17 protein-coding genes are annotated in these 18167 nt (G+C 63.0%); 3 read left to right on the top strand and 14 right to left on the bottom strand.

Translation table 11 applies throughout. From position 1 onward, the window contains the following. Positions 1 to 9: 9 nt before the first annotated feature. The 13 genes from nirC to argS form a co-directional block, all read right to left on the bottom strand. A complete protein-coding gene (gene nirC, locus WE862_RS03575; RefSeq protein ID WP_042029562.1) occupies positions 10 to 822 on the bottom strand; it encodes a nitrite transporter NirC in 813 nt (270 codons plus the stop codon). 57 nt (positions 823 to 879) lie between these two features. After that, complete coding sequence (gene nirD / locus WE862_RS03570; protein WP_042029610.1) at positions 880 to 1197, bottom strand: nitrite reductase small subunit NirD; 318 nt, start codon at positions 1195 to 1197, stop codon at positions 880 to 882. Further along, positions 1197 to 3743 carry a nitrite reductase large subunit NirB gene (nirB, locus tag WE862_RS03565; protein WP_042029560.1) on the bottom strand — a complete coding sequence of 849 codons (2547 nt, stop codon included), beginning with the start codon at positions 3741 to 3743 and terminating at the stop codon, positions 1197 to 1199. Before nirB ends, nirD begins: the two co-directional genes overlap by 1 nt. Before the next feature lie 295 nt (positions 3744 to 4038). After that, positions 4039 to 5127, bottom strand: a complete 1089-nt coding sequence (locus tag WE862_RS03560; protein ID WP_042029559.1) for an ABC transporter permease — start codon at positions 5125 to 5127, stop codon at positions 4039 to 4041. Positions 5128 to 5130: 3 nt separating this feature from the next. Further along, entirely contained in the window at positions 5131 to 6240 is a 1110-nt protein-coding gene (locus tag WE862_RS03555; RefSeq protein WP_042029558.1) for an ABC transporter permease, read from the bottom strand. Further along, the gene (locus WE862_RS03550; RefSeq protein WP_339058701.1) at positions 6237 to 7991 is read right to left on the bottom strand and encodes an ATP-binding cassette domain-containing protein; all 1755 of its coding nucleotides are present in this window, start codon (positions 7989 to 7991) and stop codon (positions 6237 to 6239) included. The genes WE862_RS03555 and WE862_RS03550 overlap by 4 nt, the downstream gene beginning before the upstream one ends. After that, a complete protein-coding gene (gene hlyD, locus WE862_RS03545) occupies positions 7988 to 8956 on the bottom strand; it encodes a secretion protein HlyD (RefSeq protein WP_042029556.1) in 969 nt (322 codons plus the stop codon). Before hlyD ends, WE862_RS03550 begins: the two co-directional genes overlap by 4 nt. Before the next feature lie 85 nt (positions 8957 to 9041). After that, a complete protein-coding gene (locus WE862_RS03540; protein WP_042029554.1) occupies positions 9042 to 9683 on the bottom strand; it encodes a TetR/AcrR family transcriptional regulator in 642 nt (213 codons plus the stop codon). Positions 9684 to 9829: 146 nt separating this feature from the next. Further along, positions 9830 to 10180 (bottom strand): hypothetical protein, encoded by a 351-nt coding sequence (locus tag WE862_RS03535; protein ID WP_042029553.1) that lies wholly within the window; start codon positions 10178 to 10180, stop codon positions 9830 to 9832. Positions 10181 to 10306: 126 nt separating this feature from the next. After that, on the bottom strand, positions 10307 to 11635 hold the full coding sequence (gene hslU, locus WE862_RS03530; protein WP_033115662.1) for an HslU--HslV peptidase ATPase subunit: 1329 nt from the start codon (positions 11633 to 11635) through the stop codon (positions 10307 to 10309). Between the two features lie 60 nt (positions 11636 to 11695). Then, positions 11696 to 12229, bottom strand: coding sequence for an ATP-dependent protease subunit HslV (hslV, locus tag WE862_RS03525; protein ID WP_033115661.1), 534 nt, complete (start codon positions 12227 to 12229; stop codon positions 11696 to 11698). Between the two features lie 186 nt (positions 12230 to 12415). Then, positions 12416 to 13261 carry an SPOR domain-containing protein gene (locus WE862_RS03520; RefSeq protein WP_042029552.1) on the bottom strand — a complete coding sequence of 282 codons (846 nt, stop codon included), beginning with the start codon at positions 13259 to 13261 and terminating at the stop codon, positions 12416 to 12418. A 3-nt stretch (positions 13262 to 13264) separates the two neighbouring features. Then, positions 13265 to 15010: an arginine--tRNA ligase gene (argS, locus tag WE862_RS03515; protein WP_042029550.1), complete on the bottom strand. Its 1746-nt coding sequence runs from the start codon at positions 15008 to 15010 to the stop codon at positions 13265 to 13267. A gap of 299 nt (positions 15011 to 15309) precedes the next feature. On the opposite strand from argS, the gene WE862_RS03510 reads away from it, so the two are divergent. From WE862_RS03510 to WE862_RS03500, 3 genes are all read left to right on the top strand, one after another. Continuing rightward, entirely contained in the window at positions 15310 to 15876 is a 567-nt protein-coding gene (locus WE862_RS03510) for an LON peptidase substrate-binding domain-containing protein (protein WP_042029548.1), read from the top strand. A 141-nt stretch (positions 15877 to 16017) separates the two neighbouring features. Beyond that, on the top strand, positions 16018 to 16587 hold the full coding sequence (locus WE862_RS03505; RefSeq protein WP_041209767.1) for a sigma-70 family RNA polymerase sigma factor: 570 nt from the start codon (positions 16018 to 16020) through the stop codon (positions 16585 to 16587). Next, positions 16580 to 17269, top strand: coding sequence for a ChrR family anti-sigma-E factor (locus WE862_RS03500; protein ID WP_042029547.1), 690 nt, complete (start codon positions 16580 to 16582; stop codon positions 17267 to 17269). The genes WE862_RS03505 and WE862_RS03500 overlap by 8 nt, the downstream gene beginning before the upstream one ends. Positions 17270 to 17333: 64 nt before the next feature. Here WE862_RS03500 and bacA read toward each other — a convergent pair whose 3' ends face one another. After that, entirely contained in the window at positions 17334 to 18149 is an 816-nt protein-coding gene (gene bacA, locus WE862_RS03495; protein WP_042029546.1) for an undecaprenyl-diphosphate phosphatase, read from the bottom strand. Between the last annotated feature and the right edge of the window lie 18 nt (positions 18150 to 18167).

The following is an 18167-nucleotide window of genomic DNA, read 5'->3' as shown; positions in this document are numbered from 1 at the left end:
GCCTCCGGATCAGGCGGTTCGGGTCTGGTTGGCTGTGCTGGTGGTTTCGCTCACCGCGACCGGGCGCTCAGCCTTGGGAGTGGCATACCAGTAGCCGAGGCCCATAAAGAGGGCGCCGGAGACGGTGTTGCCCAGGGTCACCCACAGCAGGTTGTGGCCGATGCCGCCCAGGGTGTAGGCATCGGAGTGGGCGCCAAACCAGGAGAGGGCGAACAGGGTCATGTTGGCGATGGAGTGCTCGTAGCCGGAGGCGATAAAGGCCAGCAGGCACCACCAGATGGCGATGAAGCGGGCGGCTCCTTCGGTGCGCAGCGCCATCCAGATGGCGAGGCAGACCAGCCAGTTGCAGAGGATCCCCTTCATAAACAGGGTCAGGGCCGGTGCCTGGGTTTTGGCCAGCGCCACCTTGTGGGCCAGACTGCCTGCGTCCGGCAGCAGGCTGCCGCCGTAGGAGTAGATGAGCGCCACCACGATGGAGCCAATCAGGTTGCCCGCCCAGGTTTGCGGCAGGATGCGCAGCAGGTCGGCCATGGTGATCTTGCCGGTTTTCACCCCGAAGGTGAGGAACATGGTGTGACCGGTGAACAGCTCGGAGCCGGCGATGATCACCAGCGTCAGGGCGATGCCGAAGGTGGCCCCCATCACCAGCGGCCGGATGGCGGGATCCACCAGATTGCCGAGGGTGAAGATCAGGATGATGCCGAGGCCCACATAGGCCCCCGCCATGGCGGAGCTGAGCCAGAAGCCGAGCTTGTCGCTGCGCTCGAAGCGGTTGATGCGGGCCGCGTTGGCGGCGCACTTGTTGATGGTTTCCGTGTACATCTTGTGAGTCCTTGAAAGGGCTGCCCTCGGGCAGCCCGAAAGAGAGTGAAATCGGCTTTAGACGGCGACCCAGACCTGCTGATCGCGCACTTCAACGGGATAGCTCTGCACCGACATCGCAGGGTTATCGACGCAGTGGCCGTCGCTCAGGCGAAAGCGCTGCTTCTTGAGCGGGCTGGCCACCCAGAGCTCACCGTCGTGTTCGCAGATCAGGCCCCGCGACAGTACGTTGGCGGCGAAGAAGGGATCCCGGTTGTCGATGGCGAACACCTCGGCGGCTGCGCTCGGGCGGAACAGGGCGATCTGGCGGCCTTCGAGCAGAGCGCAGACGCCGGTGCCAGGGAGTATGTCGTTGAGTTGGCAGGCAAGTTTCATCATTTGGTTTCCACCTCGATCTGGTAGACGGGGATGCGCTCGGCCGGAGTGGCGGGTCGATGCTGGTCGCGCTCGGAGACGAACTGGACGTCCGGGTCGCGCTTGTCGCTGTTGATGAAGTGGCTGAAGCGCTTGAGCGCTTCCTCTTCGTTGAGGGTGCGCGACCATTCGCACTCGTAGCTGTCGATCAGGGTCTGGATATCGCGCTCCAGCGTCTCGGCCAGCCCCAGCTTGTCGTCGACGATCACCTCGCGCAGGTAGTCGACGCCCCCTTCCAGATTGCCGAGCCAGACCGAGGTACGCTGCAGTTTGTCGGCGCTGGTGACGTAGAACATCATAAAACGGTCGATCAGCTTGATCAGGGTTTCGCGGTCGAGATCGGAGGCCAGCAGGTCGGCGTGGCGCGGCTTCATGCCGCCGTTGCCGCCCACATAGAGGTTCCAGCCCGCATCGGTGGCGATGATGCCGACATCCTTGCCCTGCGCTTCCGCACATTCGCGGGTGCAGCCGGAGACGCCGAACTTCATCTTGTGCGGGGTGCGAATGCCCTTGTAGCGGTTCTCGAGGAAGACCCCGAGGCCGACGCTGTCCTGCACGCCGAAGCGGCACCAGGTGCTGCCGACGCAGGTCTTGGCCATGCGCAGCGCCTTGGCGTAGGCCTGACCGGTCTCGAAACCCGCTGCCAGTAGCTTGCGCCAGATGGCGGGCAGATCATCCTTCTGGGCCCCGAACAGGCCGATGCGCTGGGCGCCGGTGATCTTGGTGTAGAGCTGGTAGTCGCGGGCCACTTCGGCCACTGCCAGCAGCCCTTCCGGAGTCACTTCGCCACCGGCCATGCGCGGGATGACGGAGTAGCTGCCGTCCTTCTGCATGTTGCCGAGGAAGATGTCGTTGGTGTCCTGCAGCGGGGTGTTGCGCGGGCTCAGCACATGCTCGTTCCAGCAGGAGGCGAGGATGGAGCCGACGGTCGGTTTGCACACTTCGCAGCCATAGCCCTGACCGTGTTTGGCCAGCAGCTCGTCAAAGCTCTTGATCCCCTCCACCTTGACCAGATGGAACAGCTCCTGACGGGAGTGGGGGAAGTGGGCACAGAGGTGGTTGTTGACCTCGATGCCCTGCTTCACCAGCTCGGCGTTGAGCACCTGACTGATGAGCGGCACGCAGCCGCCGCAGCCGGTACCGGCCTTGGTGTGCTGCTTGATGGCGGCCAGGGTGGTGTGACCCTCGGCCACCGCTTGGGCGATGTCGCCCTTGGAGACGTCGAAACAGGAGCAGATCTGGGCGCTCTCCGGCAGGGCATCCACCCCCAGCGTCGGCTTGGCACCGGCGTAGGCGGGCAGGATCAGGGTATCCGGGTGGCTCGGCAGCGGCAGGGTGTTGAGCATCATCTGCAGCAGGTTGCCGTAATCCTCCACGTCACCCACCAGTACGGCGCCGAGCAGGCGGCTGTTGTCTTCGCTCACCACGATCTTCTTGTAGACGCCAGCTTGGTCATCCTGAAACACATAGCTGTGGCTGCCCGGGGTGCGGCCGTGGGCATCACCGATGGAGCCGACGGAGACGCCGAGCAGCTTGAGCTTGGCGCTCATGTCCGCCCCCTCGAAACGGCTGTCGCCGCCGAGCAGATGGTCGACGGTGATCTGGGCCATCTTGTAGCCCGGCGCCACCAGCCCGAAGAAGCGACCCTGCCATGCGGCGCACTCGCCGATGGCGTAGATGTCGGGGTCGGAGGTGAGGCAGTGATCGTCGATGACGATGCCGCCGCGCTCGGCGATGGCCAGATCACCGTAGCGGCCCAAGGTATCTTGCGGGCGAATGCCGGTGGAGAAGACCACCACGTCCACTTCAAGCTGGCTGCCATCGGCAAAGGCGAGGCGGTGTTTCGCCTGCTCGCCGCCATGCATCAGGATCTCGCTGGTGCTCTTGCTGGTGTGTACCTGCACGCCCATGGATTCGATCTTGCGGCGCAGCAGCTGGCCGCCCTGACCGTCGAGCTGCTCGGCCATCAGCACAGGAGCAAACTCCACCACGTGGGTCTCGAGACCCAGCGCCTTGAGGGCTCCGGCGGCTTCGAGGCCAAGCAGGCCGCCCCCGATCACCACCCCGCTCTTGCCGCTCTTGGCGGCGCTGCGAATTGCTTTCAGATCCTCGATGGTGCGATAGACGAAGCACTCGTGGTGCTGGCTGCCCGCAATGGGCGGCACCCAGGGGTAGGAGCCGGTGGCCAGCACCAGCTTGTCGTACTCGACCACAGTGCCCTTGTTGGAGTGCACTTCGCGGTTGGCCCTGTCGATTTTTTTCACCGCTTCGCCGAGCAGCAGGCGGATGCCGTGCTTGTCGTAGAAGCCGGGTTTGACGAGGGAGAGATCTTCACTGGTGTGATGGGAGAAGTAGGAGGAGAGATGGACGCGATCGTAGGCGGGACGGGGTTCTGCACCGAAGACGGTGATCTCGTAGCGGCCCGGGTCGGCCCGCTCGATCAGCTCTTCGATGAAGCGGTGCCCCACCATGCCGTTGCCCACAACGACCAGTCTGACTTTGCTCATGATTGCCTCTAGTTTGGAGTAATAAAACATCATTCTGGGGCTAGGCTACCCAGTCAGTCGGGGCGGGCAATTGATGCAAATCAAGTGTCTATTTATATATCTCGTCAGGGGTAATTCGATAAAATTCAAAGATATACAAAAATAGGTATACCAGTTGATGATTTCTGCGCTGGTGTGGAGTGAGGGATGGTGGAGGGAAAGCCCGGTTTACCCACAGCCGGGGAGTGAAGACTTCTGTCTGAAAAGCCCGGTCTCGCACTGGGCGAGACCGGCATCAGCTGAGCAAGGCGGCGCGTCAGGCGATATGGCGGCGGAACATGGCGAGCGCCAGCGACAGGGTGACCCCGGCGATGGCGAGCAGCGGCCAGAGCAGGGGCCAGGCTGCCGACCAGTCAAACCCCTTGAGGAAGACCCCCTTGAGCAGCACGATAAAGTGGGTGAGGGGGTCGATGGCCGCCAGCCACTGGAACACCTGCGGCATGTTCTCCACCGGCGAGATGTAGCCCGAGAGGATCACCGCCGGGACGGTGAAGGAGAATACCCCGAGAAACGCCTGCTGCTGGGTCGAGCAGAACGACGAGATAAAGAGCCCGATCCCGGCCAGTGCCAGCCCGTAGCAGACCATGCCCGCCATCAGCAGGCTGAGGCTGCCGGCAAAGGGGAGGTGAAAGACAAAACGGGCGGCCAGCGCGACTATGCACCCTTGCCCCACCGCCACCATGATGCCGGGCACCGCCTTGCCCGCCATGATCCAGCCTGCGGTGAGGGGGGAGACCAGCAGCTGGTCGAAGGTGCCCTCCTCCCGCTCCCGTGCGACCGAGAGGGCGGTGACGATAAGACACCCCGTGGTGGTGATGATGGCCACCAGCGCCGGCAGGATATGCCAGTGGAACTCGACGTTGGGGTTGTAGAGGTTGCGTACCGCCAGCTCGGGTTGCCCCTTGCCCTCACTTTGCCAGCGGGCGATCACCTGACTGATGTAGCCCGCCGCTACCTGACCACCGTTGGAGCGGCGGCCGTCGATGATCAGCTGCACCTTGGCCGGTTCGCCACGCGCCAATCGGCGGGAGAAATCGCTCGGAATAATCAGCCCGAGCAGCGCCTGCTGCCCGGTGATGGCCTCGGTCATTCCCGCCTCGCCTTGCACCGGGATGATGGTGGTAAAAGCGGGCATATGGGTGAGGCGCTCCAGCAGCTCGCGGCTCTGGGCGCCGCCATCCTGGTTGTAGATGGCCAGCGTGTTGCCGGTCACCTCCAGGGTGGCAGCGAACGGGAAGAGGGCGGTTTGCAGCAACACCGGCATGATGAGCAGAAAGCGCCCCTGAGTATTGCCCATCAGGGCCTGCAGCTCTTTTCGGATCAGCCACCAGAGTCGGATCAGCATGGGTTACTCCAGAGTGCGCCGCGTCTTGCGGGCGGTCAGGGCCAGCCAGAAACCCGCCAGCAGCAGCAGACAGAAACCGTTGACCAGCAGGATCGAGAAGACGCTGCCCGCCTGATAGAGGGTCTGCAACGAGCTGGCGAAGTAGCGGGCCGGAATGAGGTGGGTGATGGCCCGCAGCAGCGGCGGCATGCTGGCGATCTCGAACACGAAGCCCGACAGCATCACCGCGGGCAGAAAAGCGGCGATCAGCGCCGCCTGCGCGGCATTGAACTGGCTGCGCATCACGGTGGAGAGAAACAGCCCGAGTCCGAGCGCGCTGCCAAGAAAGACGCTGGTGACCAGAAAGAGCAGCAGCAGGGAGCCGCGCCACGGTACTTCCATTACCGCCACCGAGAAGAGCAGGCAGAGCAGCATGGCGATGATGCCGAGGCCGTAGTAGGGCAGCAGCTTGGAGAGCAGCAGCTCCCCCTTGGTGACCGGGGTGGCAAGCAGCGCCTCCATGGTGCCGCGCTCCCACTCCCGCGCCACCACCAGCGAGGTGAGCAGGGCGCCTATGATGGTCATCACCACCGCAACGGAGCCCGGCACCAGAAAATTGCGGCTTACCAGCGCCGGGTTGAACCAGGCGCGGCTCTCTATCGACACCGGCATGGCGACCCCCTCGCCAGCGAGCCACCCCTGCCAGATCCCCTGCACATAGTTGGTGACGAAGTTGGCGGTGTTGGGCTCGGAGCCGTCGGTGAGCAGCAGCGCCTGCGGCGTGCCATTGCCCTGACCGGCCATGGCGCGGGAGAAGCCGTCATCGATCACCAGCAGGCCGCGGATCTCGCCGCGGGCCAGGCTGGCGAGCAGGGACTCCTTGCTCGGGCCGCTGTGGATCTCCAGCGCGGTAGAGCCGCGCAGGGCCTGCTCCAGCCGCACCGCCGGTGCGCCGCTGTCGGTGCGCCAGATGCCGAGGCGTAGATGGTCCACATCCAGATTGATGGCGTAACCCATTACCACCAGCAGTACCACCGGCATGATGAAGGCGATGAGGATGCTGCTCGGGTCACGGACGATTTGCAGCGTCTCCTTGCGGCAGAGGGCCAGCAGTCGCCGACGGTTGATGCTCATGCGTCCTCCTCGCTGGCCCGCTCGACCAGGGTTATAAAGGCCTCTTCCATGGTCGGCAAGGAACCGGTTGGCAAAGAGGTCGCCGCCTCTTTGGCGGCCAGCCCCTTGAGATCGTCCGGAGTGCCGAGCGCCAGCAGCTTGCCGCGATAGATGAGGGCAATGCGGTCGCAATACTCCGCCTCATCCATAAAGTGGGTGGTGACCAGCACGGTGACGCCGTGGTCGGCCAGCGCGTTGATGTGCGACCAGAACTCGCGCCGGGTCACCGGATCGACCCCGGAGGTGGGCTCGTCGAGGAACAGCAGCGGCGGCTCGTGCAGCAGGGCGCAGGCCAGCGATAAGCGCTGGCGCAGGCCGAGCGGCAGGGATTCCGCCTTCTGATCGAGCCAGGGGGCGAGGGCAAAGGCAGTCACCATGGCATCGATCCGCGTCTGCTGGTGGCGGCCGAACAGGCCGTAGATACCGGCGAAGAAGGAGAGGTTCTGTGCCACGGTGAGCTGCTTGTAGAGGGAGAACTTCTGCGCCATGTAGCCGAGGCGCTGGCGCGCCGCCGAGGGGCTGTGAGCCAGATCGATGCCGGTCACCAGTGCCTGCCCCTCGCTCGGGCGCAGCAGGCCGCACTCCATCTTGAAGGTGGTGGACTTGCCCGCCCCATTGGGGCCGAGCAGGCCGAAGATCTCGCCGCGGCGCACCGCAAAGCTGACATCATCGGTGGCGGCAAAATCGCCGAAGCGCTTGGTGAGGTGGCGCGCCTCGATCACCGCCTCGGGAGAGACCCCTTGCGGCAGTTCAGCTTCCCGCATCCCGGCCGCCAGACTCGACTCCCCGCCGGGGCCGCCGCCGAGCAGGTCGATAAAGGCATCTTCCAGCCGGGGCTGGGCCGGTTGAAAGGCGCCGTGGGCGAGATGCAGCTCCGCCAGCGGTGGGGGCGTCATGCCCGGGTGCAGCAGCAGGCGAACCCGCTCCCCCGCCACCGCGCCATCCATCACCGCCGGGTGAGCCAGCGCCCGGCGCAGCAGGGCGCGTCGCTCGCGGCCATCCAGTTGCCCCGCCTCCAGCAGCCAGCAGCGGCTGGCCATGGCCCCCATCAGATTGGCCGGCGTGCCGCTGGTGCGCACCTCGCCATCCGCCATCAGCAGCACGTGGTCGCACAGCTCCGCCTCATCGAGATAGGCGGTACTCCAGAGCACCGTCATCCCTCCCTTGGCCAGCTCGCGTACCATCTGCCAGAGGGCGCGGCGAGAGATGGGATCGACCCCGACCCCGGGTTCGTCGAGCAGCAGCACATCCGGGGTGCCGAGCAGGGCGCAGGCCAGCCCGAGCTTCTGTTTCATCCCGCCAGAGAGCTTGCCTGCCGGTCGTGCGGTGAAGCGGGCAAGATCGGTGAAGGCGAGCAGCCGCGCGAAGGTGGGCGAGCGTTCGGGCTCCAGTACGCCGCGCAAGTCAGCGTAGAGGGTGAGGTTCTCCAGCACGCTGAGATCCTCGTAGAGGCCGAACTGCTGGGGCATGTAGCCGAGGCGCTGACGCAGCAGATCTCCCTCGCTCACCGGATCCAGCCCCAGCACCCGGATGGTGCCCGCCTCCGGGATCAGCAGACCGGCCAACAGGCGCAGCAAAGTGCTCTTGCCCGCGCCGTCGGGGCCGACCAGCCCGGTGATACCACCGGTCGGAATGGTGGCCGAGATGGCGTTGAGGGCGACCCGCTCGCCAAAGCGTTTGGTGAGCCCCTCAAGGGAGATGGCGCTGTTCATGGAGCAAGCCTGACGGTGACCGGCATCCCCTGGCGCAGGGCCAGGTCGGGATCCTGCACCACGATGCGCAGCCGGTAGACGAGGTGAGTGCGCAGGTCAGGCGTCTCCACCGATTTCGGGGTGAACTCGGCGGTCGGCGAGACAAAGCCCACCACCCCGTGATAGGGCTTGTCTGGCCGCGAGTCGGTGGTGAGGGTCACTTTGGCGCCGCTCGGGAAGTGGCCGAGCCAGGGCTCCTCCACATAGGCGCGCACCCAGACTGGCGCGGTCAGGGAGAGGTTGAAGGCGGTCGCTCCGCTCTGCACCATGCTGCCGTTCTCGATGGCGCGACTGATGATGATGCCGTCGCTGGGGGCGGTCAGGTTGGCATCTGCCAGCGCCAGTTCGGCACTGGCGAGCGCCGCTTTGGCTCCTTCCAGCTGGGCATCGGACTGGGCGATTTCCTCCGGGCGGTAGCCGGTTTCGAGCTGGGCGAGCTGTTCGCGGGCCGAGCGTACCTGCGCCTGGGTCTGATCTCGCTGGGAGCGGGCGGTATCGAGCTGACCGCGGGAGATGGCGCCGGTGGCTGCCAATGTGCTCTGGCGGCGCCACTGCTGGTCGGCTTCCAGCGCAGCGGCCTCGGCGGCGGCCAGTGCGGCCCGGGCGCGGTCGGTCTCTTCGCTGCGATAGCCTTTGTGGATCAAGGTGTTGGCGGCAGTGAGCGCGGCCAGATTGGCGCGAGCGCTGTCGCGGCTGTGGGTGAGGGGAGCCGGATCGAGGCGGGCCAGCAGTTGACCGGCTTTTACCCTATCCCCCTCATCGACCAGTACCTGATCGACGCGGCCGCCGACCCGAAAGGCCAGATTGACGTCGCGAATATCGACGTTGCCGTAGAGGATGGAGCCGTCGGCCGGGCGCCCCTGCCACCAGAGGTAGCCACCGATAACGGTTAGCAGCAGGGCCACGATTGCAATGCGTTGCTTCATACCACTTCTCCTTGAGGATGGCTCTGCAACCAGAGGCAACCACTGAGAACCGCCAGCAGCAGAGCTACCATCGCGATGCGTTGTTTCATGCCGCTTCTCCTTCTTTCATGTTGTTGGGGCGCAGGCCGCGCAGGGCCCATACCAGCCGCTGTCTGGCGGCCTCTGGGCTGTCTATCTGGCTCAGAAAGGGGGCGGCCTGTTCGGGCAGCCAGCCGAGCTGGCGACCGCTGCCGGCGATCACCAGCGGCAGGCCGACCGACCCCATGATGAAGATCATCAGCTGGAGCGGGTGACCGGCGACCAGCGACCCTTCTGCCTGTGCCATCCGTACCTGCTCGATCAGCAGCAAAGGGTGGCGGCGCGGCAGGCTGAGCAGAAAGCGCTGGGCCGCCCCTTCGCCCGCCAGCGCATCGCCAAACAGGTGGTTGATAAAGCCGCGCTGGCGCGCCACCAGCCCGATCAGCGCCTCCATGGTGGCCTCGAACATGGCGATGGCAGATGAGTAGGAGCCTTTGGCTGCTACCGCCTTGAGCTCGTCATAGAGGGGGGCGTACCAGAGCTCGACCAGCTCGTCGATAAAGGCATCGCGGTTGCCGAAGTGGTAGACGAAGGAGCCGAGGTTCACCTCGGCCGCCGCCGCCAACTCGCGCACCGTCAGGCCGCGCAGCCCCTTCTCGGTGGCGATGGCGAGGCCGGTATCGAGCAGTTTCTGCCGGGTTGGATTCATCTTTCTGGTTCCTGCTGCACAGATTTCGATCTGATTTATACGTATGTATAAATCAGCCGCGGAGAATAGGAAAGATCTTTTTTTGAGCAGATTTCAGCGGGGATGAAAAAATGACGCCTCCGCAGAGGGAGGCGCTCATAGGTCTCTTATTGGTCGGTTTCCCAGTCAGGAAACTCGAATGTCCAAATGCCGTTATTGTATTCGGAGACGTGTCCGCGCTTGCCGATTCTGTTCTGCATGGACCCTATGCTGGTCCACTCTAGGTCAAGGGACTGCTTTGGTTGCCGGGATAATGAATAAAGCCAATTCTCAGCATCGCTATCAGGACTGACTTCCAGACGGACTCTCTGGCCGCGGAGGCTGCCCATCAAGATAGCGGTGCCCCCAATGCCTCTCCTCAGGTGCTGCTGTCCCAAGGGGCCCAGCGCATGAATATCGATTATTTCATGCAGTTGACGTCCATTGAGCATCACGACTTCTAGATCTGGATTCATCATTGATTCTCTCCGTCTGAGGTGAGATTCAATAATATCAATTACTTATGTGACAGGCTCGTCAGGTTAGGCAAATAGTCTGGCATAAAAAACGCCTCCACAAGGGAGGCGTTTTCAGATCACTCGCGCTTACAGAATAAAGCGGCTCAGATCTTCGTCTTCAATCAGCTTGCCGAGGTGGGCGTTGACGTAGTCGGTGTTGATGACGAAGGTCTCGCCGGATTTCTCGGAGGCGTCGTAGGAGATATCTTCCATCAGGCGTTCCATCACGGTGTGCAGACGGCGGGCACCGATGTTCTCGGTACGCTCGTTGACCTGCCAGGCCGCTTCGGCCAGACGGCGGATACCATCCTGAGTGAACTCGATGTTGACCCCTTCGGTGGCCATCAGCGCCTTGTACTGATCGGTCAGGGAGGCGTTCGGCTCGGTCAGGATCCGCTCGAAATCTTCAGTGGTCAGCGCGGTCAGCTCGACCCGGATCGGCAGACGGCCCTGCAGCTCGGGGATGAGATCGGACGGCTTGGCGATCTGGAAGGCACCGGAGGCGACAAACAGGATATGGTCGGTCTTGACCATGCCGTGCTTGGTGTTGACGGTGCAGCCCTCGACCAGCGGCAGCAGGTCGCGCTGAACCCCTTCACGGGAGACATCCGGGCCCGAGCTCTCGCCACGCTTGCAGATCTTGTCGATCTCGTCGAGGAAGACGATGCCGTTGTTCTCGACCGCAGCGATGGCCTTCTGTTTCAGCTCTTCCGGGTTGACCAGTTTGGCCGCTTCCTCTTCGATAAGCGCTTTCATGGCCTCTTTGACCTTGATCTTGCGCTTCTTCTTCTGGTTCTGGCCCAGATTCTGGAACAGCCCCTGCAGCTGGTTGGCCATCTCTTCCATGCCCGGCGGGGTCATGATTTCGACGCCCATCGGGGAGGCGGCCAGATCCAGCTCGATCTCCTTGTCATCCAGCTGACCTTCGCGCAGTTTCTTGCGGAAGATCTGGCGGGTGTTGGAGTTGTCGGCTTTCTCTTCCTCGCCCCAGGTGTTGCGCGGGTTGGGCAGCAGCGCATCGAGAATGCGCTCTTCGGCGGCTTCCTCGGCGCGGTATTTCATCTTCTCCATCTCGGTCTCGCGCACCAGCTTGATGGCGACATCGGTCAGATCACGAATGATGCTGTCCACTTCCTTGCCGACATAGCCCACTTCGGTGAACTTGGTCGCTTCCACCTTGATGAAGGGGGCGTTGGCCAGTTTGGCCAGACGACGGGCGATCTCGGTTTTGCCGACACCGGTCGGGCCGATCATCAGGATGTTCTTCGGGGTCACTTCATGGCGCATCTCTTCGTTGAGCTGCATCCGGCGCCAGCGGTTGCGCAGGGCGACGGCCACCGCGCGCTTGGCATCGGCCTGACCAATGATGTGACGATCCAGTTCGTGGACGATTTCTCTCGGGGTCATCTCGGACATGATGGAGTTCCTGTATCAGGGGCGGGCAGGGCCCACCCCTTTGAGAATTGGTGGTCTGGCTTATTTAGCCGAATAGTCCAGCACTTCGACGGTGTGGTGCTGGTTGGTGAAGACGCAGATGTCGCCGGCGATCTTGAGCGCTTTCTCGACGATGCTCTTGGCATCCAGATCGGTGTTTTCCAGCAGGGCGATGGCCGCAGACTGGGCGAAGTTGCCGCCGCTGCCGATGGCGATGAGATCGTGCTCCGGCTGCACCACGTCACCGTTGCCGGTGATGATGAAGGATTTTTGCTCGTCGGCGACGGCCAGTAGTGCTTCGAGGCGGCGCAGGGCGCGATCGGTGCGCCAATCTTTGGCAAGCGCCACGGCGGCGCGCTCCAGATTACCCTGATGGGCCTGCAGTTTTGCTTCGAAGCGTTCGAGCAGGGTGAAGGCGTCGGCTGTGCCACCGGCAAAACCTGCCAACACCTTGCCGTTGTAGAGGCGATGAACCTTGCGGGCGTTGCCCTTCATGACGGTGTTGCCAAGAGAAACCTGGCCATCGCCACCGATGACGACCTGACCGTTGCGGCGAACTGAAACTATGGTAGTCACTTTACTTACCTCGCTTGAGCCGAATGACGGCCTGACTGTGCATGGGAGAAAAGATGGGGATGGCAAAACAGCTTTTCAAGCCTGCAATCGGTCGGGACAAGCGCGAGATGGGACTATGGGTGCGAAGGGAGCCCAAAGAAGAGGGGCCGGGTGTTGCCACCCGGCCCCTCATGGTAAAACGGGCGCTTACCCTTTCTTGGGAATGCAGCCGCTGATGCCCGAGCTCTGCAGCTTGCGGTTGGCCGCGTCGGCGGCGGCCTTGCCGTTGAAGGGGCCGACCATCACCTTGTAGACGGTGCCGTTGGTGCCATTGATCACCTGCAGGCTGGAGGAGAGGCCGGCGGTGAAGGCGATGCGTGCCTTGAGCGACTCCGCCGAATCCTGCGAGCGCAGGGCGGCACACTGCATCATATAGCGGCCGCTGTCGGCAGCTGCGGTCTGGGCAGGCTGAGCTGCCGGTTGGGCTTTGGCTGCAGCGGCTCGCTCACGCTCCAGCTCGGCGCGGATCTCCCGCTCCATCCGCTCACGCTCGGCCTTGCGGTCGATCACCTGCTCCTGGGCGCTGGCAACCGGCGCACCGGAGGTGGAGGGGGTGGTTGCCGGATTGGGCTGATAGGGCTTGGGCTGGCCGATCGGTGTTCCCGGCTGGGGAATATCGGTCGGTACCGGCTGCGGCAGCTTCTCCGGTTGCAGGGTCATGGTATCGGCAGGAGGCGGCGGCAGAACGCCCGGCTGGGTCGGCGGCTCTATGATATCGACCTGCTTGTTCTCAAGCCGCTCGATGTAGCTCCACTTCTCCTGAGGCAACCCGTTGTTCTGCGGTTTTGGCTTGTTGGCTTTGACCTGCTCTTCGATGGTGGGGGCATCGTGGCCCTTGCCATTGATCATGTAGAGGAAGCCGCCAAAGCCTGCCAGCAGCGCCCCGGCCAGCAGGGCCGGGATAACAGGAAAGCGGCGCGGAGCCGCTTTCTTGGTGTTGCGACCGCCCGCGCGACGTCGCGGACGGTTGCCGACATAATCCCGGGTCGCCATCTATTACATGCGCTCCAGGGTGTAGATACCCAGTACGCCGAGGCCCAGCTTGAGCACCTTGGCGGTGGCAGCACACAGCAGCAGACGGCTCTGACGGGTTGCTTCGTCCACGCCATCCTTGTTGATCGGGCAGGCTTCGTAGAAGGTCATGAAGTTGCCGGAGAGCTCGTACAGATAGGTACAGAGCAGGTGCGGCATCCCCTTGTCCGCCACGCCGTTGACCGCGTCGGAGAACTGGATCAGCTTCTGGGCCAGGGTCTCTTCCGCTTCCTCGTTCAGGGTCACATTGCCGGTCAGGGTAGCGGCATCGACGCCGGCCTTGCGGAAGATGGACTGAATACGGGTGTAGGCGTATTGCAGGTAAGGAGCTGTGTTGCCTTCAAAGGAGAGCATCAGATCCCAGTCGAAGATGTAGTCGGTGGTGCGGTTCTTGGAGAGATCCGCATACTTGACCGCACCCATGGCGATGGCGTGCACCACTTCGGCCTTCTCTTCGGCGGAGAGGTCGCTGTTGCGGCTCTCCAGCAGGGCGGCGGCGCGCTCTTCCGCTTCGTTCAGCAGGTCGACCAGCTTGACGGTGCCACCGGAGCGGGTCTTGTAGGGACGACCATCCTTGCCCAGCATCATGCCAAAGGCGTGGTGCTCGAGCGGCACGGATTCCGGCACATAACCCGCCTTGCGGGTGATGGTCCAGGCCTGCATCAGGTGCTGGTGCTGACGGGAGTCGATGAAGTACATCACCCGGTCGGCGCCCAGGGTTTCGTAACGGTATTTGGCACAGGCGATGTCGGTGGTGGTGTAGAGGAAACCGCCATCGCTCTTCTGGATGATGACGCCCATGGCCTCGCCATCCTTGTTCTTGAACTCGTCCAGGAAGACAACGGTGGCGCCTTCGCTCTCGACCGCCAGCCCCTTGGCTTTCAGGTCGGCCACGATCTCCGGCAGCATGTCGTTGTACATGGACTCGCCCATGATGTCCTTGTTGGTCAGGGATACATTCAGGCGGTCGTAGTTGCGCTGGTTCTGCTCCATGGTCATGTCGACCAGCTTCTTCCACATGGTACGGCAGTACTCGTCGCCACCCTGCAGTTTCACCACGTAGTTACGGGCGCGCTCGGCGAAGGCTTCGTCTTCGTCGTAGCAACGCTTGGCCTGGGTGTAGAAGGCTTCCAGGTCGCGCAGCTCCATGTCGGAGGCGTTCTCGTTGGCCATCTTCTCCAGATAGGCGATCAGCATGCCGAACTGGGTACCCCAGTCACCGATGTGGTTGGCTCGCACCACCTTGTGGCCGAGGAACTCCAGCGCACGGGCGGCCACGTCACCGAGTACGGTGGAGCGGATGTGGTGCACGGCCATCTCTTTGGCCACGTTGGGGGCGGAGTAGTCCACCACCACGGTCTGCGGGGTCGGCAACTTCACGTTGGCGTTGGCAGAGGTCACCATGGCCTCGACCTGACCGGCCAGCCAGCGCTGGTCGAAGAAGAAGTTGATGAAGCCGGGGCCGGCGATCTCGACCTTGGCGATCAGGTCGGAGGCAGGCAGGTGCTCGATGATGGCAGCCGCCAGCTCACGGGGATTCTTGCGGGCCGGCTTGGCCAGCAGCATGGCCAGGTTGGTGGCCAGGTCACCGTGAGCTTTTTCCTTGCATCGGTCTACTTGCACGCGGGCTTCCAGGTCCGCCGGCAGGACGCCTGCTGACTTGAGATTGGCTACCGTTTGTTCAAGTAGATGATGAATATGCTCTTTCATAACTGACCACCAAGGTTGCGCGTCGAAAAATGACTGATATATAAGGGCGTGAATTTTACCCGCATCGGCTCGAGAAAACTATAGGGATGACCCGCCGCTCGCTGTCGGGCGGATATTTCACTGCGTTTGGCGCCATATTCCAGAATATTGGACGGAAATTATGGTGCTTATCCATTTCTACTGCATATCGAAGCGCCTTGTCCAGGCTATTTCCCCTGATTGTTAAGGGTTTTTCCCGACACTGATCTCCCGCTGGCTGTTGCACGTACCTAGAGTCGTAACCCGGCAAGGAGTTTGTGATGCGACTGGCACTGTTTCCCCTATCAGCCCACCTGCTGCCCGGCGGCATCATGCCGCTGCGGATCTTCGAGCCCAGATACCTGCGGATGGTGGCCGAGGCGGGGGAGGCGGGCTTTGCCCTCTGCATGGTGGATCCGCGCCAGCCCGACGCCCTGCGCAACATGCTACCCATCGCCACCCGGGTCAAGGTCATCGACTTCGACCGGCTGCCGGACGGCATGCTGGGGATCACGGTGCAGGGTATGGAGCGGGTACAGATCGACGATTTGTGGCAGGAGCAGGATGGCCTGCGCATCGGTGAGGTGACCCCGCTGCCGGCATGGCCGCCCCGGCGGCTCCATCCCGATCAGCTGCCACTGGCCGAGGCGCTGCGGGAGGTGTTTGCCGACTATCCAGACTATGCCGCCCTCTATCCCGCGCCCCGCTGGGACGATGGCAACTGGGTGGCGCAGCGCTGGCTGGAGGTGCTGCCGATCCCCCCCGAGCAGAAGCAGCTGCTGCTGGCCGCTGCCGACAATCTGCCTGCCATTGCCCTGCTCAAGGGGGTGCTGGTGGCCAGCCACTGATTTTTTCCTGACCAGCTGATCCACCAGCGCCGCAGGGCCGTACCAGTCATTACCACAGCATGTTCGACAGCACACCAAAGGGATGGCGCAATGGCATATACTGGCCAACCACACTCGACCATACGCAGGACTTCGCCCGTGATGGATAACCCGGATGGCGACCTCAAATCTCTGCTGATCAGGGTGGCAGAGCAGGCTGACAAGGCCGCTTTTGCCCGCCTGTTCCAACACTTTGCGCCGCGCATTCGCAGCTACGGGCTGCGCCATCTCGGCAGCGAGGCCAACGCTATGGAGCTGGTGCAGGAGACCATGCTGCTGGTGTGGCAGAAAGCGCGTCTCTATCACCCGGAGAAGGGGGCGCCAACCACCTGGATCTACACAGTGATGCGCAACCAGTGCTTCGATCTGCTGCGCCGACGCCGTGCCAGCAAGGAGGATCTCTGCGCAGAAGAGCTGTGGCCGGTGCTGGAGTTTCAAGCCGAAGAGGAGCATCTGAGCGGAGGCGAGGATGCCGTGCTGACCCGCCAGATGGCCCACTATCTGGGCACCCTGCCTGAGCCGCAACAGCAGGTGGTGCGTGGCATCTATCTGCAGGAGTTCTCCCAGCAGGAGCTGGCGGAGCGCCTTGGCGTGCCGCTCGGTACTATCAAGTCCCGCCTCAGACTGGCGCTACAGAAACTGAAAGAGCAAGTGGAGCAAGGCCATGATTAAAGCCCATCCAACCGACCCTATGCTGCGCGCCTTCGCCGCCGACGAGCTCCCTCTGCCGCTGGCGGTGGGGCTCTCCGCTCACTGCGAGCTCTGCCCTGATTGTGCGGCCCGATTGAAAGCATTTGAGGAGGAGCTGGCGCAGCAATATCTTGCCTCGCAAGCAGAGCCCGAGCTGGCCTCCCGAGATGATGTGGCGCTGGATGCCGGATTTGACGCCATGCTGGCGGATATTCTGGCGCAGCCCGAACCGGTTGCCGCACCCGTTACCGATCTGCCCCGAGCCCAGCCAACCGAGCTCGAAGTGGCCGGTCATGCCTACCGCTTGCCGCGGGTGCTGGCCCGTTACCGCTCGCCCAAGTGGCGCCATATCGGGGCCATTCGTCAACAGAGTTTGCCGCTGGACGAGATGGGGGCTCGCGCCAGTCTGCTCCATATCGAGGCGGGTGGTCGTATCCCCGAGCACACCCATCAGGGTTATGAGCTGACCCTGCTGCTGGCGGGCAACATTCAGGATGGCGACACCCTCTATCAGGCCGGGGATTTTATCTGGCGCGATGCCAGCCATGCTCACAGCCCGCATACGCCGGACGGCTGCCTCTGCTACACGGTGCAGGATGCGCCGGTGCAGTTCACCAAGGGGTTGTCGCGGCTGCTCAACGGCATCAGTCAGCACCTCTACTGAGGGGCTTGGACAATAGAAAAGGGACCTTGCCGGTCCCTTTTGTCATTTGATTGCTGGCTGAGGGTCAGGCGACAAACAGTAGATAGACGGCGAATGCCACGATAAAGCGGTAGATGGCGAACGGGATGAAGTCGAGGCGGCGGATCAGCGCCAGGAAGCTCTTGATGGCGATCATGGCGACCACGAAGGCGGTGATAAAGCCCACTGCAAACATCGGGAAGTCGGCCATAGAGAGGAAGTCGCGGCTCTTGTAGAGGTCGAGCGTACTGGCCGCCATCATCATGGGCACCGCCATGATGAAGGAGAACTCGGCCGCTGCATGGCGGCTGATCCCCATCAGCATGCCGCCGCTGATGGTGGCGCCTGAGCGTGAGAAGCCGGGCCACAGCGCCAGACACTGGAACAGGCCGATGCCGAATGCCTGTTTGTAGCTGATGTCATCCAGGGTTTCGGAGCGAACTGCCGGGCGGAACTTCTCGGCGATGATCAGCAGGATACCGCCCGCAACCAGCGCATACATCACAGTCTGCGGGCCAAACAGGTTGGCTTTGATCCAGCTGTGGATGGCCAGACCGACCACGATGGCGGGCATCATGCCGAGGATGACGTGCACCAGCGACAGGGTGGCGTGGCCAGGTTCCGGCTTCTGGCCGAAGTGGATGCCAATCAGACCAAACAGGCGGCGCCAGAAGACGGCAACCACCGCGAGAATCGAGCCAAGCTGGATCACCACTTCGAAGGTGGCGGCCTTGGGCCCTTCAAAGCCCAGCAGATGGCCGACGATGATCATGTGGCCGGTTGAAGAGACGGGGAGGAACTCGGTCAGCCCCTCGACGACGCCCAGAATAAAGGCGACCAGCAGGCTATAGGTGTCAGTCATCGAACAGAATCCTTGCTA

The sequence above is a fragment of the Aeromonas jandaei genome (genome assembly GCF_037890695.1).
In the GTDB taxonomy this organism is placed as follows: domain Bacteria; phylum Pseudomonadota; class Gammaproteobacteria; order Enterobacterales; family Aeromonadaceae; genus Aeromonas; species Aeromonas jandaei.
Note: the sequence above shows the minus strand (reverse complement) of the source record. Positions and strands in the feature narration are given on the sequence as shown.

Bases quoted from the DNA above. Each gene is read 5' to 3' on its own strand.
- WE862_RS03510 (WP_042029548.1), top strand. From the start codon at position 15,310: ATGCGACTGGCACTGTTTCCCCTATCAGCCCACCTGCTGCCCGGCGGC.
- nirB (WP_042029560.1), bottom strand. From the start codon at position 3,743: ATGAGCAAAGTCAGACTGGTCGTTGTGGGCAACGGCATGGTGGGGCAC.
- WE862_RS03540 (WP_042029554.1), bottom strand. From the start codon at position 9,683: ATGAATCCAACCCGGCAGAAACTGCTCGATACCGGCCTCGCCATCGCC.
- bacA (WP_042029546.1), bottom strand. From the start codon at position 18,149: ATGACTGACACCTATAGCCTGCTGGTCGCCTTTATTCTGGGCGTCGTC.
- argS (WP_042029550.1), bottom strand. From the start codon at position 15,010: ATGAAAGAGCATATTCATCATCTACTTGAACAAACGGTAGCCAATCTC.
- WE862_RS03520 (WP_042029552.1), bottom strand. From the start codon at position 13,261: ATGGCGACCCGGGATTATGTCGGCAACCGTCCGCGACGTCGCGCGGGC.
- nirD (WP_042029610.1), bottom strand. From the start codon at position 1,197: ATGAAACTTGCCTGCCAACTCAACGACATACTCCCTGGCACCGGCGTC.
- WE862_RS03560 (WP_042029559.1), bottom strand. From the start codon at position 5,127: ATGCTGATCCGACTCTGGTGGCTGATCCGAAAAGAGCTGCAGGCCCTG.
- hlyD (WP_042029556.1), bottom strand. From the start codon at position 8,956: ATGAAGCAACGCATTGCAATCGTGGCCCTGCTGCTAACCGTTATCGGT.
- nirC (WP_042029562.1), bottom strand. From the start codon at position 822: ATGTACACGGAAACCATCAACAAGTGCGCCGCCAACGCGGCCCGCATC.
- hslU (WP_033115662.1), bottom strand. From the start codon at position 11,635: ATGTCCGAGATGACCCCGAGAGAAATCGTCCACGAACTGGATCGTCAC.
- WE862_RS03535 (WP_042029553.1), bottom strand. From the start codon at position 10,180: ATGATGAATCCAGATCTAGAAGTCGTGATGCTCAATGGACGTCAACTG.
- WE862_RS03505 (WP_041209767.1), top strand. From the start codon at position 16,018: ATGGATAACCCGGATGGCGACCTCAAATCTCTGCTGATCAGGGTGGCA.
- WE862_RS03550 (WP_339058701.1), bottom strand. From the start codon at position 7,991: ATGAACAGCGCCATCTCCCTTGAGGGGCTCACCAAACGCTTTGGCGAG.
- WE862_RS03500 (WP_042029547.1), top strand. From the start codon at position 16,580: ATGATTAAAGCCCATCCAACCGACCCTATGCTGCGCGCCTTCGCCGCC.
- WE862_RS03555 (WP_042029558.1), bottom strand. From the start codon at position 6,240: ATGAGCATCAACCGTCGGCGACTGCTGGCCCTCTGCCGCAAGGAGACG.